We start from the raw sequence: 15,988 nt of genomic DNA, 5'->3' as shown, positions 1-15,988 counted from the left end.
ATGCAGCTGTACGGTTTGTTTTGAGTGACCTTATGGAAAACGTTTGCTAATATTGACGGAGTATATTTTTCTTAACAAAATATGCTCAACTACTAGCGTAACTTTTCACTCACAATCTAAAGTAGTTCCTCTTAATGATATGGTTGACTTCAAAAGTCGTAATGACTTTGAGCTTATTACTATATAGGGAATTTAAGAAAAGACGTACGGAAGCTGAAGTTGAGTCATAACTCAACGATTTGAATTGAAGGGAGGCTGATGCCTCCCTTTTCCTTTTCTGGTGTTTATGAAAGGGTTATTTGAAGCGCTAATGAAAATCTCGAGATTTGGTGTTCAAGCCAACAATTTCATCAGTTATATCGATAAGCTTCCCCGCAATCACATGCACGACTTCGCCTTCCTTCTCTAAGACTCCTTGTACCTTTAAAGCCTTCGCTGTCAGATAAGCTTGCTGCTGTGCGCGTGCAGTGGCTCCCCATACCACCACGTTAATATTGCCTGTGTTATCTTCTAATGTGACAAAGGTGACACCGGCTGCGGTACCGGGTGATTGCTTGCCAGTGACCAATCCAACAACCGTGACCATGGATTTGTGTCTTTGTTGTTTTAAGTCTTTCATATGGGTGAATCGACCAAGTCGGTTCGCTTCTTCTAGCAAGGTGATAGGGTGTTTGTTTAACGATACGCCGACGCTGGTGAAATCCTCCAATAGATCCTGCATCTCATTTGGTTTATGCAAGGCGTGCTCTACCTTGTCATAAGCCTGACGAAATAGAGGCAGGTCAGAAGCGGAGTCCATCAGTGCCCAACGAGTTTGGAAACGATCCCCGGAAACATTGTGCAGCGCATTAGCCGAGGCGAGCAGTTCGATGTCTTTTTTATTGATCGATAGTTGTTTAACCTGACTCGGATGGCGATAACCGGAGCGTGGGCGATTGGCGAGCATACTCTGAATGCCATGTTCGCTTAGGCCTTTGATTTGCCTCATCCCTAATCTGAGCGCCAAACCATTCTGGTGAGATATCACGGTGTGATCATCTTGTGAGGCGTTCACACACACAGGAAGAACCACCACATTGTGTCGTTGTGCGTCTTGTACCAACTGTGATGGGCTATAGAACCCCATAGGTTGGCTATTGAGCAAGGAAGCGTAGAAGCATTCTGGGTAGTAGCATTTCAACCAAGCTGAGCAATAGGCTAAAACGGCAAACGAGGCGGAATGGCTTTCTGGAAAACCGTATTCACCAAAGCCGCATATCTGTTTAAAGATTTGTTCGGCAAACTCTGTTTCATAACCGCGTTTTTGCATGCCTTCGATGAGCTTGTTTTTAAACTTAAAGACGTTGCCATTTTTCTTCCAAGCTGCCATGGCGCGTCTGAGCTGATCCGCCTCTCCACCTGTGAATCCTGCGGCAACCATCGCGAGCTTAATCACTTGTTCTTGGAAGATCGGTACACCCAAGGTGCGTGACAGTACCGATTCAACATCCTTAGATGGATAACTGATTGGCTCAATGCCATCTCGACGCTTGAGAAACGGATGAACCATATCGCCCTGAATAGGTCCAGGACGAACGATAGCGATTTGAATCACTAAGTCGTAATAAGTCTTCGGTTTAAGCCTTGGCAGCATGCTCATTTGCGCGCGTGATTCAATTTGGAATATCCCGACGGTGTCTGCTCGCTGAATCATGCCATAAACCTGAGGATCGTCTTTAAGGCGAGTGATTTCAGCGATAGACAGGGAGCGTCCATGGAAGTGTTTGATAAGGTCGAAGCACTTACGAATCGCAGAAAGCATACCAAGCGCGAGCACATCGACTTTCAGCAAGCCTAAGGTTTCAAGATCATCTTTATCCCATTGAATAATGGTTCGGTCGTGCATCGCCGCATTCTCGACAGGAACCAGTTCATACAAAGGCCCAGAAGAGATCACAAAACCACCAACGTGCTGAGACAGGTGACGTGGAAAGCCAATAATTTCATTAACCAAATGGATAAACTGTTGGCCTTTTAAAGAGTCAGGTTGCAGTCCTAATTGAGTCAATTGTGCCTGCCAACCTAAGCTTTTGTCTCTGCGGTTGGTGTTTTTTATGAAGTAATCAAGCTGGGTTTCTTGTAGCCCTAATGCTTTGCCGACATCTCTGACCGCGCTTTTAAAGCGGTATGAAATGACAGTGGCGGCAAGTGCTGCGCGTTCTCTACCGTATTTCTTGTAGATGTATTGGATGACTTCTTCACGGCGTTCGTGCTCAAAATCGACATCAATATCGGGCGGCTCATCGCGCTCTTTACTGATGAAGCGTTCAAATAGCACTGAGATTTGTCTTGGGTCGACAGAGGTGATTTCTAAGCAGTAACAGACCACGGAATTGGCCGCTGAACCTCGACCTTGGTAAAGAATCCCTTGGCTTTTGGCAAACATGACGATGTCGTGGATCGTGAGAAAAAAGAAAGGGTAGTCAAGCTCGTCAATCAGCCCCAGTTCTTTCTCTATGATTTGTTGAATGTCGTTAGGCACGCCTTGCGGGAAGCGAGCTCGTTTTCCTTTCTCGACTAACATGCGTAGATAACTCATGGGTGTCTCACCTTGAGGAATCAGTTCGCTTGGGTATTCGTAGCGCAAGCTGTCTAAATCAAATTCGCATAGTCCAGAGATTCGGTTGCTTTCTTCTAGCCATTCAGCTTTGAATATATGAGAGATCTTATTGATGCTGCGTAAACAGCGCTCGGCATTGGCGAGTAAGTGACTGCCCACTTCAGTAATGGGACGTTGGTACTTGATTGCAGTGAGTGAATGCTGCAAGGGTAAGCGATTAGCGTTGTGCATCAGCACGCCACCACAGGCAGTAATCGGTAGTTGGTGATGTTGTGACAGCTCAACACAGTAATCCGTGTACTGCTGGTCGGTTTGTTTTAGGTGTCGTTGTAAGCCAATCCATAATCGACCGGAGTGGTGTTGATAAAGCCATTGCCCCCAATGTGCGTCTTCATTTTTCTGTTGAGGAAGCCAAAGAATGAAGCAGTGTTTAGCCGACATGATATCCCACTCAGAGAGCTGATAATGTCCTTTGCTACTACGACGTCTCGCGTTGGTAATAATACGACACAGCTCGGCATAGGCTTGTCTATTCGGACATAACAAGACAACTTGGCACTCTTCATTTAACCAAAACATGCTCCCGACAATTTGCTTGAGCGACAGTTTATGTTGCTTGATCGCAGAGTGAACCTTAACGATGCCCGCGACTGAGCACTCGTCAGTAACAGCGAGTGCTTTGTAGCGTAAAAAGTCGGCCTGTAAAACAAGCTCTTCCGCATGCGAAGCTCCCTCTAGAAAGGAGTAATTACTTTGGCAGAAGAGCTCTGAGTATTGCTGAGACATAACGTAATCTCACTTAACCATTGCGGATGAACATGATTGAAAAGGGGCGTTTAAATGAAGCAAGTAGCAAGAACGACTTACTAAACTGACTAGCTGAACAAACCGTGTAAGAACCACTGTTTATCGGGTGTTCTGAATACCCATAGCCATCGACCGTTTTCACTGTGAGCAATAAAATAGTCACGAATGATTTTCTCGCCATCCCACCATCCAGAAACAATGCGCTCAGGGCCTTGAGACAAGGTGACGCTTTCGGTTAGGGCTTCGGGCGCTGGCAGTAAAATACTCGGTCTGAGTCGTTGTTGGCTGATGTTGGGAGTTGTCGCAGTTTGTTGCGTGACCTCTTGGGAAATTTGTCCCTTTTTTACCGTATTCCCCAGTGTCGGCAGTGAATATTGGTTAGCTTTTTCTGGCCTAGGATCGTGCAGTATTTTGGGAGTCTGAATACAAGCTTGCCCAAGCTTTGCTTGAAGCAGCGAGAGCAAATCTAGCGCAGCAAGCGTTCCGGTATTGCCATCGAAAAGATCATGGTAGGCGACTTGCGGTTCTCCATGACGAATCAAAGAGAGAGTCAGTCCCTGTACGGGTGCTGTTATCTTCAGTGACTCTAAGGTTAGATGGGTTAGGTTCGCCCATTTGGCCGCAAGGTAATCGCCCTGTGCAGAATAAAAAGAGACATGATGATCGTCTTTATCCCTTAGGTGTAAAGTCAGCGTTAACTCGAAAGCAACTCGGTCACGTAACCTCAAAAAGCACTCGAGCTGATTCAACAATTTCAGCAAAGGCTTTTCGATGAACAGGATGTTTTCAATATCAAACAGCAGCTCCAAATATTGTTGGAAACTCTCTGGTGGGTGATAGAAATCAATCGGGTGCTTGAACTGCCCATTAAGACGACCAACGTAGTTCACCAAGTCGATATCAAAGCGGCGCGCGACATCTTGCAAAGGCAGTTTTAACAAGTCTTCAACGACATTGATACCAACACGATTCAGGCGCTCAACTTGTTTAGCAGGCAGTTCGCTTGAACTCAGTGCTTGTTGATTAACCCAAGCTTTCATTTGTTCAACATTGTTCGTCGCTTGGTTGATGGATTGTTTACCTAAAAGGATTGCAGAAAGCGGCGAATAACCTGTAGCAAAGCTGAACTGGATATTGAGCGTTTCTAAATGGCTTTTTAGTTCATGCCAGTAGTTATCTAGCCCATCGTAAAGCGACAGCATGTTAGAGGCCTTAATCAATAATCCATTTGGCGGCAGTAACGCCATGTCGGATGTGACCAGATAGGCCCATTGAGCAATCTCTTTCAGCTTACTTTTTTCTAGCTCAATGCTGTAAGGGTGGACGTGTAAGTTATGGCAAAGCGCGGCCGCAGACCCTAGCCCCATGCCGAGTGTGATACCCGATTGCAACGCGGCTTGGTTAGCTTGCAGCACACGATGATCTTTCTCATCGACGATGATAAGAGGCTGATTGTGTGAATCTTCGTTAGAACCCAATTCATTAGAGTTAAACAAGGTGTCCAATTGTAGGGATGAGAAATGCAGATACAGCCACAGCATACGCTAGCCTTGCTTCGCAATAGGAAAAGCCAGCACCGTGTTACCAGACAACGCCTGAGTTGAGCTGTTTTTATCGATGACTTTTTCTGTGAGTAACGGCCAGTTCTGGCTCATGTCCAGAATAAAACTGCCATACGACCAGCTGCCTTTTCTTTTCGTGACTTCAACCTTTAACCCTTGGGCGTGAGAAGACAGCTTCATGCTTAAAGAAACGGGTAGGGATAACTGATTATGGCTAGTGGCTTTGAAATGAAATTGCAGACACTTGCCCGTTTCGCTTGCCGCTTGCAGGCGCTTGGTTTGGTGTATTTCGAGATCGGCTCCCCATAACAATACGGAGTGACAAGCTCCGCTTTTTAGGCACTGTTCGGCAGCCCATAAGGCATCGAGACCGCGTTGAGGCTCGATCACCAAGATGTTATCGAGCTCGATTCCTTGGTTGCTAAAAAACTCGGCACAGATCTTCCCTGGCGGGTTAATGAATATGGCCAGTTTTTGTGAGTTTTGTTGAGCTAAATAGGGCATAAGGAGACGAAGTTCGCCGATCCCTTGTTGTGATTCAACCTCAATAACGCCGTGCGTCGGGAAGCCGCCATCAAGCTGTTTATCCAATTGAGGATAGCCTGTCGAAGTGGTACTTCCTTGCGTTGTTGATTGTAATCCTTTCCAGATTAACTGGCGGTCTTGTAAGTTTTTTATTAGTTCATGCATAATTAAACACCTGTATATTTATACAGTATATTTAACAATGAAAAAGATGCAAAGAGAAATGACGAAAATTAGCGGAAGTAAGTGTTAGTTGATTGATTTAGATACAAAAAAAGCCGCTATTAAAGCGACTTTTTGTTATTGCTCATAATATCAGCTACTTAGGTTGAGCATCGATACATTGGCCATTAATGTCTGTCACACTTGGGTTCATTAAGTGTAGATACAGCGGGATGATGTCGAGTGGCGTTTTTAACTTGTTCGCATCTTCACCTGGGTACGCTTTTGCACGCATGCGTGTTTGAGTGCCACCTGGATTAATCGCATTAACACGGATATCAGTACCTTCAAGCTCATCGGCTAAGATCTGCATCATGCCTTCTGTAGCAAACTTTGAAATCGCGTAAGTACCCCAGAACGCGCGGCCAGAGTGACCAACCGTTGAAGAGGTAAAGACAATACGACCCGCTTCCGCTTTCTTAATGACCGGCAGTAACGCTTGAGTCATTAGAAATTCAGCCTTAACGTTGATTTGCATGACGCCATCAAACGTTTCTTCATCGATTTGATCGAATGGACTTAACGTGCCAAGCACACCTGCGTTATGCAGTAGACCATCTAAACGACCGAACTGTGATTCAATGGTTTCAGCCATGTCGATGTAGTTCTGTTTTGTCGCGCCTTTTAAATCCAATGGGATAATCGCAGGCTGTGGGTAACCAGCACTTTCGATTTCGTCGTAAATTAATTCAAGGTTTTTGACATTGCGGCCTAACAGAATAACAGTTGCACCATGTTGAGCGAAACTTAGCGCGGCTTGGCGACCAATGCCAGCACCGGCACCTGTAACCAAAATTACTTTATCTTTGAGGGCATCTGTAGAGATTGGGTAATCCACTGTGCTTATCCTTCTTTCTTTTATTATGTTCGTCATTCCATTGATGTTTAATCACACAGATAACCGCAGGAATGATGAGAAATTCTTGGTAATCGTGACAAGATGGTTACAATACACTAATTCATACAATAGGGGATATGACATTGGAATTTTTGTTGGACTACGGCTTGTTTTTAGCCAAGATTGCGACCGTTGTAATCGCCATCATTGCAATTTTAGTGATAGCTAAATCTGTGGGTGGAAAATCAAGCGCGATTAAAGGTGAGCTGGAAATCACGAACCTATCTGAGCACCACAAACAAACGATTGAACAACTAGAGCACCATTTGCATGATGATGCTTTCATCAAAGCACGTGATAAAGCAGAAAAGAAAGCGGAAAAAGAAAAAGTAAAATCACGTGGCAAAGAAGTGAAGAAAGCAGCGAAAGAGGGTGAGCTTGATAGCAAGCGCGAACCACACCTATTCGTTCTTGATTTTAACGGCAGCATTGATGCGAAAGAAGTGGCTTCATTACGTGAAGAGGTGACGGCGGTTCTGGCTGTGGCTCGTGAAGGTGACGAAGTGTTGCTTAAACTGGAATCTGGCGGTGGCATGGTTCACGGCTATGGTTTGGCGTCTTCTCAACTTGACCGTATCAAAGCGGCAGGTCTGCCTTTGACTATTTCGGTAGACAAAGTAGCAGCAAGTGGCGGTTACATGATGGCATGTATTGCAGACAAAATTGTGTCTGCACCTTTTGCTATTGTTGGTTCTATTGGTGTTATCGCTCAACTACCAAACTTCAACAAACTGCTTAAAAAGCACGATATTGAGTTCGAACAGCTAACGGCGGGTGAGTACAAACGCACGCTTACTATGTTTGGTGAGAACAGCGATAAAGCACGTGAGAAGTTTAAAGAAGAGCTAGAGGAAACTCATGGTTTGTTTAAAGACTTCATTCGTGACCATCGACCTGCGCTAGATCTTGAAAAAGTAGCAACCGGTGAGCACTGGTTTGGTACACAAGCGCATGAACTTGGGCTGGTGGATGAGATTAGCACTTCTGATGATTTAGTCGTAGCGGCATGTAAGGATAAGACGGTTCTAGCGATTCACTACGTACAAAAGAAAAAACTATCAGATAAGCTAGCAGGCGTTGCAGGTAAATCTGCAGACAGCGTGCTGATGAAGCTGATTGAACGCGGCCAAAAGCCGATTGTTTAAGCTTATTTAGTTCTAGGTTTTCATTTAAAGACGTTTAAGCCTTAAAAAGAAAGCGCATAAGTCATCAGACTTATGCGCTTTTTTATTGCTCCACTTCCGAGCGGGTTTAACCACTATGTTGTAGGGGGAGCGGAGTCTTATACCAATCACTTACTTATTGTGATTAGCATTAAATCTTGGCTCCATAATCATTTCGCTTCGGACAGGTGGTCAATATTTCTCTATGACCTGTGTCTTTGAGCTCTTCCAAAATCACATCAAAGCCCCATAAGCGATAAAGGTGTTTTAATACTTCATCGTAGCCTTTATCTAGCGGGATACGGTCATGAGGCACATATTGCAGTGTCATTGAGCGATCACCACGAACATCGACATTAAACACCTGAATATTCGGCTCAAGGTTGCTTAGATTGTACTGCGCCGCGAGCTTTTCTCTAATCAGGCGATAACCAGGATCATCGTGAATCGCACTGACTTCAATGGTGTTTTTACGGTCGTCGTCGAGTACTGAGAACAGCTTAAAGTCACGAATGATCTTTGGAGAAAGGTATTGGCTGATGAAGCTTTCATCTTTGAAGTTGTGCATCGCAAAGTGCACCGCTTCTAACCAATTACTTCCGGCTAATTCAGGGAACCACTCTTTGTCTTCATCGGTGGGCTCTTCGCAGATGCGTCGGATGTCTCTAAACATTGCAAAGCCAAGTGCGTAAGGATTTATCCCACTGAAATAAGGGCTGTTGTAGGCGGGTTGAGCAACCACACTGGTGTGACTGTGTAGAAACTCTAAGATGAACTTATCACTCACCAAGCCTTCGTCGTAAAGGTGGTTAAGAATGGTGTAATGCCAGAAGGTTGCCCAACCCTCATTCATTACTTGAGTTTGTTTCTGAGGATAGAAGTATTGGCTTACCTTGCGAACAATACGAACACACTCTCGCTGCCAAGGTTCAAGCAGTGGGGCGTTCTTCTCAATAAAGTAGAGAATGTTTTCTTGAGGCTCACTAGGGAAACGTATCTTGGTTTCTTCTTCCTTACTTTTGTTCTGAGGAACCGTTCTCCAAAGTTCGTTCACTTGAGATTGCAGATACGCTTCACGTTCTTCTTGTCTTGCGGTTTCTTCTGCAATGGAAATCTTCTCTGGGCGTTTGTATCTGTCTACGCCGTAGTTCATGAGAGCATGACAAGAATCGAGAAGTTTCTCGACTTCAGCTACACCGTATTTTTCTTCGCAATCGGTAATGTATTTTTTCGCGAACAATAGATAGTCGATAATCGAGCTTGCATCAGTCCAGGTTTGGAATAGGTAGTTGCCTTTAAAGAAAGAGTTGTGGCCATAACAAGCGTGAGCCATTACCAGCGCCTGCATTGTGACCGTGTTCTCTTCCATTAAGTAAGCGATACACGGATCTGAGTTGATCACGATCTCGTACGCTAACCCCATTTGGCCGTGTTTGTAGTTTTGCTCGGTTTGGATGAACTTCTTACCAAAAGACCAGTGGTTGTAGTTGATGGGCATACCAATACTGGAGTAAGCATCCATCATCTGCTCAGAGGTAATCACTTCAATCTGGTTCGGGTAAGTGTCTAAACGGTAATGCTGCGCCACACGCTTAATTTCTACGTGATATTGCTCTAAGAGGTTGAACGTCCAATCTGGGCCATCAGGCAGCATCTTGTCGTTTCTCTTCTGTGTCGCCTTGTCTCTATCGGCAATGTTTGATTTTTCTGCAACGTTTGATTTCGCTGTCATGGCAAGCCCCCTTACGCTGTCTCTTTCTGGAACAGTTCTCTAAACACAGGAAAAATATCATCCACCGTTTTAATGTTCTTCATGGCGAAGTTATCGAAGCTAGCTTCTAGCTTCTCGTACTCGTGCCAAAGCGTTTGGTGTGAACGGCGCGTAATCTCGATGTAAGAGTAATATTGGCAAGTCGGCAATAGCGTGTTGACCAGTAGTTCTTTACAGCGAGGCGAGTCATCAGCCCAGTTATCTCCATCAGAAGCTTGTGCTGCGTAGATATTCCACTCATTAGCAGGATAACGATCTGCGACAATTTCTTTCATTAGTTTCAGTGCACTGGAAACGATGGTACCACCGGTTTCTTGCGAGTAGAAAAACTCATGTTCATCGACTTCTTTTGCCTGAGTATGGTGGCGAATAAACACAACATCGACGTTTTCGTAGGTGCGGTTTAAGAACAGATACAGAAGGACATAAAAGCGCTTAGCGATGTCTTTGGTAGCTTGATCCATTGAGCCCGACACATCCATTAGGCAGAACATTACCGCTTGGCTAGATGGAATAGGGCGCTTCTCGTAGTTTTTGTAACGTAAATCGAAGGTGTCAATGAATGGCACGCTCTCAATGCGTTTACGCAGTTCGGCGATCTCTTCTTTTAGACGTGTTTCTTCAAAGGGTTGTGCAGGCTCAGTCATTTTAACTTGGTCGAGCTGCTCCATTAGAGTATTTAATTCCCGCTTTCTGCCCGCCGTCATCGCTGTTCTTCGAGCGAGAGATTGTTGTAGAGAGCGGACAATAGCGATGTTGGATGGAATCCCCGCACTTTGGTAACCAGAGCGGTGTATCTTCCACTCAGTGATTTTGTTGACCTGGTTTTTTTCGAGATTAGGGAGTGCCAAATCCTCAAAGAGAATGTCTAGGTACTCATCCTTTGATATTTGGAAGGTAAATTCGTCTTGGCCTTCGCCATCAGGGCTTGCATCACCTTGACCTGAACCGCCACCTTGACCACCACCTTTAGGGCGTTCGATCTTGTCACCCGTGATGAACTGGTCATTACCTGGGTGAACACGTTCTCTTACGCCGCCTTGGCCTTGATGAAAGCTAGGCTCTTTGATGTCTTTATGGGGAATAGTAACGTCTTCACCCGTTTCAGTATTGGTGATTGAGCGTCGGTTAACTGCATCGGCCACAGATTCTTTGATTTGCTCTTTATGGCGTCTTAAGAAGCGCTGTCTATTTACAGCACTCTTATTTTTGCCATTGAGCCTCCGATCGATAAATTGTGCCATAAGAACTCCCTCTCAGCTGATGTCGCGATCCTACTTTTATAGGTTGTAAGAGTTATTGGTTTGTATGAGCTGCTCGCTTGAACAGCTCAGTACAGTTTGGTTATGAGGATTTACGAACTCTTAGGTACCACTCGGATAGCAGTCTCACTTGTTTCTCGGTGTAGCCTTTTTCCATCATACGAGCAACGAAGTCGTCGTGTTTTTTCTGATCATCCGTTGAGGTCTTAGCATTGAACGAAATAACAGGAAGCAACTCTTCTGTGTTGGAGAACATTTTCTTCTCAATCACAGTGCGCAGTTTCTCGTAGCTCGTCCAAACTGGGTTTTGACCGTTATTGTTGGCTTTGGCACGAAGCACGAAGTTCACAATCTCATTTCGGAAGTCTTTAGGGTTACTGATACCGGCAGTTTTCTCGATTTTCTCAAGTTCACCATTCAGAGAAGCACGGTCAAATAGCTGTCCTGTTTCTGGATCACGGTACTCTTGGTCTTGAATCCAGAAGTCAGCATAGGTGACGTAACGGTCGAAGATATTCTGTCCGTACTCAGAGTAAGACTCTAGGTAAGCGGTCTGAATTTCTTTACCAATGAATTCTACGTAACGCGGTACTAGGTATCCTTTCAAGAACTCAAGATACTTCTCAGCGGTTTCTTGAGGGAACTGCTCACGTTCGATCTGTTGTTCAATAACGTAGAACAAGTGAACCGGGTTTGCCGCCACTTCGGCTTGGTCGAAGTTGAACACGCGAGACAGAATCTTAAAGGCGAAACGCGTTGATAGCCCAGACATGCCTTCGTCAACGCCAGCATAATCTCGGTATTCTTGGTAGCTCTTCGCTTTTGGATCGGTGTCTTTTAAGGTTTCACCATCGTAAACACGCATTTTGGAGAACAGAGAAGAGTTTTCAGGCTCTTTCAGTCTCGAAAGGATACTGAATTGCGATAGCAGAGCGAGTGTACTTGGTGAACATGGTGCATTTGAGAGTTCACTGTGCTCAAGCAATTTCTGGTAGATCTTCACTTCTTCAGAGACGCGTAGACAGTAAGGGACTTTTACAATGTAGACACGGTCGAGGAAGGCTTCGTTGTTCTTGTTGTTACGGAAGGTTTGCCACTCTGACTCATTCGAGTGAGCCAAAATCATGCCATCAAACGGCAGCGCGGAAAGCCCTTCGGTACCGTTGAAGTTACCTTCTTGTGTTGCCGTAAGTAGAGGGTGCAATACCTTGATTGGTGCCTTGAACATCTCCACGAATTCCATCACACCTTGGTTGGCTTTACACAGCGCACCAGAATAGCTGTAGGCGTCAGGATCATCTTGAGAGAAGTGCTCAAGTTTACGAATATCGACTTTACCTACAAGTGAAGAGATATCTTGGTTGTTTTCATCACCCGGCTCTGTCTTCGCGATCGCAACTTGATCTAGAATCGAAGGACGCAGCTTGATGACTTTGAATTTAGAAATATCACCACCGAAATCATGGAGGCGTTTTGCCGCCCAAGGTGACATGATAGAGCGGATGTAGCGCTTCTCTATTCCGTACTCTTGTTTCAAAAGATCGCCATCTTCGTTTACGTCGAACAGACAGAAGGGGTGATCATTTACTGGGCTTCGCTCACCATCAGCAGACAGCACATAGATTGGCAGTTTTTGCATCAGTGCTTTTAGCTTTTCAGCAAGAGAAGATTTACCACCGCCCACAGGGCCGAGTAGATAAAGGATCTGTTTACGTTCTTCTAAACCTTGTGCAGCGTGTTTTAGGTAAGAAACAATCTGTTCAATCGCATCTTCCATGCCATAGAAATCTTTAAACTCGCTGTAGCGCGATATGACACGGTTCGAGAAAATACGACTTAGATGGGGGTCTTGAGCGGTGTCTATAACCTCCGGTTCGCCGATGGCCAGTAGTAAGCGCTCAGCAGCGTTAGCGTAAGCACTTTTATCGTCTTTACACAGCCCTAAGAACTCTTGCAATGTGAGCTCTTCTTCCTTGGCTGCTTCATAACGTGATTGATAGTGGTCAAAAATACTCATAGTCACATTCCCCTTGTTAACCAGTCAAAACTGATGAGCGATTGAAAAATAGGCTCTCCCTACATTTTAAGATTAGACCCGCTTCCACAATTTTGCTTAACAATTATGCATTTATTTACAACTTTGGGTATGAGAAGCATCGTCAAAGCAATGCGTAACTTGAGCTGAGTCGAATGAAATTATTTTGTATTCGAGGGGGCTGGGCGTTTGTTTTATGATTTGAGGAAGCTTTCCAATTTCCGTACTGGATTTATGTGGATTAGATGATAATTGAGCCTTATGGATTGGCCTTAAATAAAAGGCTATATAACGCACTTAATTATTAAAAAATCGAGCAGGAAAAAGGGTTACTCATTATGAGTAACCCTTTTGTAAAAACGGATTTTTTACATCAATTTTCGTAGTTGAAACCTTATGCGGTTAGCACAAAGCTTAAGCACTAAAGATTTGAGATAGCTCTGTCGCACATAGGTGATACTGGCGAGGGCAATTGCGCCATGTTGTTAACATGCGGCGGTATTTCTCTAGCATTGGCATTTGGCTGTTGAAGTGGTGATCAGCTTTGTCAAATTGAGGGTAAAGACCTTCAGAGTCAACAAGGAAACGTACGTAATGTACGATCTGCGCTTCAGAAGCGATATCGAAACCTAGGAACTGCAGGCGGCGTTGATCAACTTCAGCACGTTCTTGTTCTGCTAGCATTTTGTTTGACTCTTGCATGGCATGGTACATCTCCATGATGTCGATAACTTCGCGACATTCGGCTTCAGTCAAACAACCAAATTCTTTGTTAAGTTCACGCATTTGAAGTTCGTAACCACGCTCTACAACCGTTTGTAGACGTTGGTATTTAGCTGAGTTCTCAGGATCCATTTGAGACATTAGGTAATATTGATTTGATAGAATTAGACGCTGAGCATTGGTCATTTCCATGGGAGGAGCCTCACTAAAAACTAAATGTTATATTCTTTTGTTGCAGTAAGAGTAACAGCATTCCTACGAGTGGAAACATGATCTCAACACGGATTTAATATGATTTTTTGAATTGATAAACAAAAGTTGTAAAGAAAAGTGAAAGGGTCGTTTTAGCCATAAAACAAAACGCCCCAATCGAAATTGAGGCGTTTAAAATAGAGGTTGAGCACCGTCTTTATTCGAACTTTATCAGTATTAGTATTTTACGTTTGAATGGTACTGACTAAGGACAGCGACAATCTCGTCCATTTTCTCTTTGCTTGGCGGGTTTGTGCCTTCAAGCGGGTAGTCGTAACCCAGAGCTTCCCATTTATGAGCACCAAGCTTGTGGTATGGAAGAAGTTCTACTTTCTCGATGTTATCCATGTCTTTGATGAATTCACCAAGAAGATGAGCATCTTCAGGCGTATCTGTGTAACCAGGAACAATCACGTAACGAATCCAAGTCTTCTTACCGATTTTGTGCAGGTAGCGTGCAAAATCCAGAGTACGTCTGTTTGATACACCAATGAAATCGTGGTGTATCTCGTCTCGCATATGTTTTAGATCCAACATGACTAGATCAGAGGCCTCTAGTACTTCATCGACCACTTCAGTGTGCTTACGAATGTAGCCATTTGTATCAAGACAAGTGTGAATGCCTTCAGCTTGAGCTGCTCGGAAAAAGTCACGAACAAACTCAGGTTGTAGCATCGCTTCACCACCAGAACAGGTGATACCACCACCAGAGGCTTTCATGAAATGACGGTATGATTTTGCTTCGTTGATGATCTCTTCGACCGTTACTTCCTTTCCGTCGTGAAGATCCCATGTATCGCGGTTATGACAGTACATACAACGCATTAAGCAGCCTTGAAGAAACACAATGAAGCGGATACCAGGGCCATCGACGGTACCACAAGATTCGAATGAGTGAATGCGACCAGTTGTAGACATGAGCTATTCTCGTAGAGGAATTTATACTGTTTATTTTATTACAAAAACGGTACATAAAATAGGGTCAAATGGTAACGAGACCTTTAAAAATAAAGGCAATCATCGGTGATGATGATTGCCTTTATTAAACTTGAAAAGTAAAGGACGAAAGCCCTTGCTGGTGGCTAGAAGAAAGCAAACATTGTGATGCCGCCAGTGGTGTATACCGACTCTTTTGCTTCTTCGTAATCAGGTGTTTTTGCGGTTAGCGCGAAAGACGCACCGACGTATTGGTTGTACCAAGCAAAACCCAATACAGCGGTCGCTTGGATGTTCTCTAATGTCACGTCGTAGATAGCGGGATCTTGGTTATTTTTATTGGCGTACTCGTCAACACCTGAACGATCACCTTCGATTGTTAGGTCGTTGAATCGGTAACGACCCTCAAGGCCAGCATAGGTAAACCAACCGCTGTTTGATGCGCCGATCATGCCCGGTTTGAATGGGTTTTCCGTGGTTATGTTGGCTGCACCAAAGTTGCCGCCCAAGTCAGTACCCCAACGGAACATAAAACCAGTCGAGATATCACTTCTAAAGTTACCCACGTTGATCTCTGAAACGTTAGAGATCTCGTAGTCAGTATTTGCTAGCGCTTGATTACGCATTAGGTTGAAATGGCTCAAATAGCCAACGCTACCTGCGTACTCATCATCAATTTGGTATTCCCAACCCATAGGCTCGTCTGATTTAGTGATCGAGTGAACCAGCTTTTGAGCGTCTTCAGAAAGTGCGCGCTCGCCCGTTGTACCAAATGTAATGTTAAAACGTTGGGCTTGCTGTGGGTTCAAGCTGATGTAGTTGAATTCCGTGTGCAAGTAACCTGCGTATGGGCGATCATTAGCCGATGGCGTTTCTAACTCAATGTCAGAAGGCGTATACATTTTGTGGCCAATGGTGATTTCCCACTTATCTAAGGAGCTTGCGCCCCAATAGGAAAGACTTAATGGCTTGACCCAATCGTATGGGGTAATACTTGATGATGTGTAACCCAGGAATAAACCGTTGGTATAATCTTGGTCGACACCAAAGATGCCATCGTTGTCTAACGCAAAAGTTAACGTAGAGCGTTCAGATGCCAATGATGAAAAAGAGAGAAGAATCAGTGGTAAACAACGAAGGTATTTCATGTAGCAGTTACTCTAAAATTATGAACCGAGATAGTACCGTAGTTTGCGCAAATTTGTGGAAAAAAAGTGAATAGAAGAGGGCTTT

The 15,988-nt window shown here is 44.5% G+C and carries 11 protein-coding genes; 1 reads left to right on the top strand and 10 read right to left on the bottom strand.

Features of this window, described 5'->3' with window-relative positions; translation table 11 throughout:
* Window positions 1-307: 307 nt before the first annotated feature.
* The 4 genes from ED652_RS04015 to ED652_RS04000 all read right to left on the bottom strand — a co-directional run bounded on the left by ED652_RS04015 (window position 308) and on the right by ED652_RS04000 (window position 6,553).
* Entirely contained in the window at window positions 308-3,385 is a 3,078-nt protein-coding gene (locus tag ED652_RS04015; RefSeq protein WP_122053548.1) for an error-prone DNA polymerase, read from the bottom strand.
* Window positions 3,386-3,474: 89 nt separating this feature from the next.
* Window positions 3,475-4,947, bottom strand: a complete 1,473-nt coding sequence (locus tag ED652_RS04010; protein WP_122053547.1) for a DNA polymerase Y family protein — start codon at window positions 4,945-4,947, stop codon at window positions 3,475-3,477.
* Window positions 4,948-4,950: 3 nt separating this feature from the next.
* Window positions 4,951-5,658, bottom strand: a complete 708-nt coding sequence (imuA, locus tag ED652_RS04005) for a translesion DNA synthesis-associated protein ImuA (RefSeq protein WP_122053546.1) — start codon at window positions 5,656-5,658, stop codon at window positions 4,951-4,953.
* 154 nt (window positions 5,659-5,812) lie between these two features.
* On the bottom strand, window positions 5,813-6,553 hold the full coding sequence (locus tag ED652_RS04000; RefSeq protein WP_029225624.1) for a YciK family oxidoreductase: 741 nt from the start codon (window positions 6,551-6,553) through the stop codon (window positions 5,813-5,815).
* A 137-nt stretch (window positions 6,554-6,690) separates the two neighbouring features.
* Here ED652_RS04000 and sohB point away from each other — a divergent pair, with 137 nt between their 5' ends.
* Complete coding sequence (sohB, locus tag ED652_RS03995; protein WP_012603584.1) at window positions 6,691-7,758, top strand: protease SohB; 1,068 nt, start codon at window positions 6,691-6,693, stop codon at window positions 7,756-7,758.
* A gap of 169 nt (window positions 7,759-7,927) precedes the next feature.
* On the opposite strand, the gene ED652_RS03990 is transcribed toward sohB, so the two are convergent.
* The 6 genes from ED652_RS03990 to ED652_RS03965 form a co-directional block, all read right to left on the bottom strand.
* Window positions 7,928-9,508 carry a SpoVR family protein gene (locus tag ED652_RS03990; protein WP_122053545.1) on the bottom strand — a complete coding sequence of 527 codons (1,581 nt, stop codon included), beginning with the start codon at window positions 9,506-9,508 and terminating at the stop codon, window positions 7,928-7,930.
* Window positions 9,509-9,519: 11 nt separating this feature from the next.
* On the bottom strand, window positions 9,520-10,791 hold the full coding sequence (locus ED652_RS03985) for a YeaH/YhbH family protein (RefSeq protein ID WP_017107264.1): 1,272 nt from the start codon (window positions 10,789-10,791) through the stop codon (window positions 9,520-9,522).
* Window positions 10,792-10,891: 100 nt separating this feature from the next.
* Complete coding sequence (locus tag ED652_RS03980) at window positions 10,892-12,826, bottom strand: PrkA family serine protein kinase (RefSeq protein WP_029223565.1); 1,935 nt, start codon at window positions 12,824-12,826, stop codon at window positions 10,892-10,894.
* Window positions 12,827-13,258: 432 nt separating this feature from the next.
* Window positions 13,259-13,759 carry a YfbU family protein gene (locus ED652_RS03975; RefSeq protein ID WP_017111072.1) on the bottom strand — a complete coding sequence of 167 codons (501 nt, stop codon included), beginning with the start codon at window positions 13,757-13,759 and terminating at the stop codon, window positions 13,259-13,261.
* Between the two features lie 237 nt (window positions 13,760-13,996).
* On the bottom strand, window positions 13,997-14,737 hold the full coding sequence (pflA, locus tag ED652_RS03970) for a pyruvate formate lyase 1-activating protein (protein WP_017111071.1): 741 nt from the start codon (window positions 14,735-14,737) through the stop codon (window positions 13,997-13,999).
* Window positions 14,738-14,901: 164 nt separating this feature from the next.
* Window positions 14,902-15,903: a lipid A deacylase LpxR family protein gene (locus ED652_RS03965; protein ID WP_122053544.1), complete on the bottom strand. Its 1,002-nt coding sequence runs from the start codon at window positions 15,901-15,903 to the stop codon at window positions 14,902-14,904.
* Window positions 15,904-15,988 lie beyond the last annotated feature (85 nt).

It is taken from the genome of Vibrio sp. Evd11 (genome assembly GCF_900382755.1).
In the GTDB taxonomy this organism is placed as follows: domain Bacteria; phylum Pseudomonadota; class Gammaproteobacteria; order Enterobacterales; family Vibrionaceae; genus Vibrio; species Vibrio lentus.
Note: the sequence above shows the minus strand (reverse complement) of the source record. Positions and strands in the feature narration are given on the sequence as shown.

Excerpts from the sequence above, each read along its gene's own strand:
- imuA (WP_122053546.1), bottom strand. The coding sequence starts at position 5,658 with ATGCATGAACTAATAAAAAACTTACAAGACCGCCAGTTAATCTGGAAA.
- sohB (WP_012603584.1), top strand. The coding sequence starts at position 6,691 with ATGACATTGGAATTTTTGTTGGACTACGGCTTGTTTTTAGCCAAGATT.
- ED652_RS03980 (WP_029223565.1), bottom strand. The coding sequence starts at position 12,826 with ATGAGTATTTTTGACCACTATCAATCACGTTATGAAGCAGCCAAGGAA.
- ED652_RS03985 (WP_017107264.1), bottom strand. The coding sequence starts at position 10,791 with ATGGCACAATTTATCGATCGGAGGCTCAATGGCAAAAATAAGAGTGCT.
- pflA (WP_017111071.1), bottom strand. The coding sequence starts at position 14,737 with ATGTCTACAACTGGTCGCATTCACTCATTCGAATCTTGTGGTACCGTC.
- ED652_RS03965 (WP_122053544.1), bottom strand. The coding sequence starts at position 15,903 with ATGAAATACCTTCGTTGTTTACCACTGATTCTTCTCTCTTTTTCATCA.
- ED652_RS04015 (WP_122053548.1), bottom strand. The coding sequence starts at position 3,385 with ATGTCTCAGCAATACTCAGAGCTCTTCTGCCAAAGTAATTACTCCTTT.
- ED652_RS03990 (WP_122053545.1), bottom strand. The coding sequence starts at position 9,508 with ATGACAGCGAAATCAAACGTTGCAGAAAAATCAAACATTGCCGATAGA.
- ED652_RS03975 (WP_017111072.1), bottom strand. The coding sequence starts at position 13,759 with ATGGAAATGACCAATGCTCAGCGTCTAATTCTATCAAATCAATATTAC.
- ED652_RS04010 (WP_122053547.1), bottom strand. The coding sequence starts at position 4,947 with ATGCTGTGGCTGTATCTGCATTTCTCATCCCTACAATTGGACACCTTG.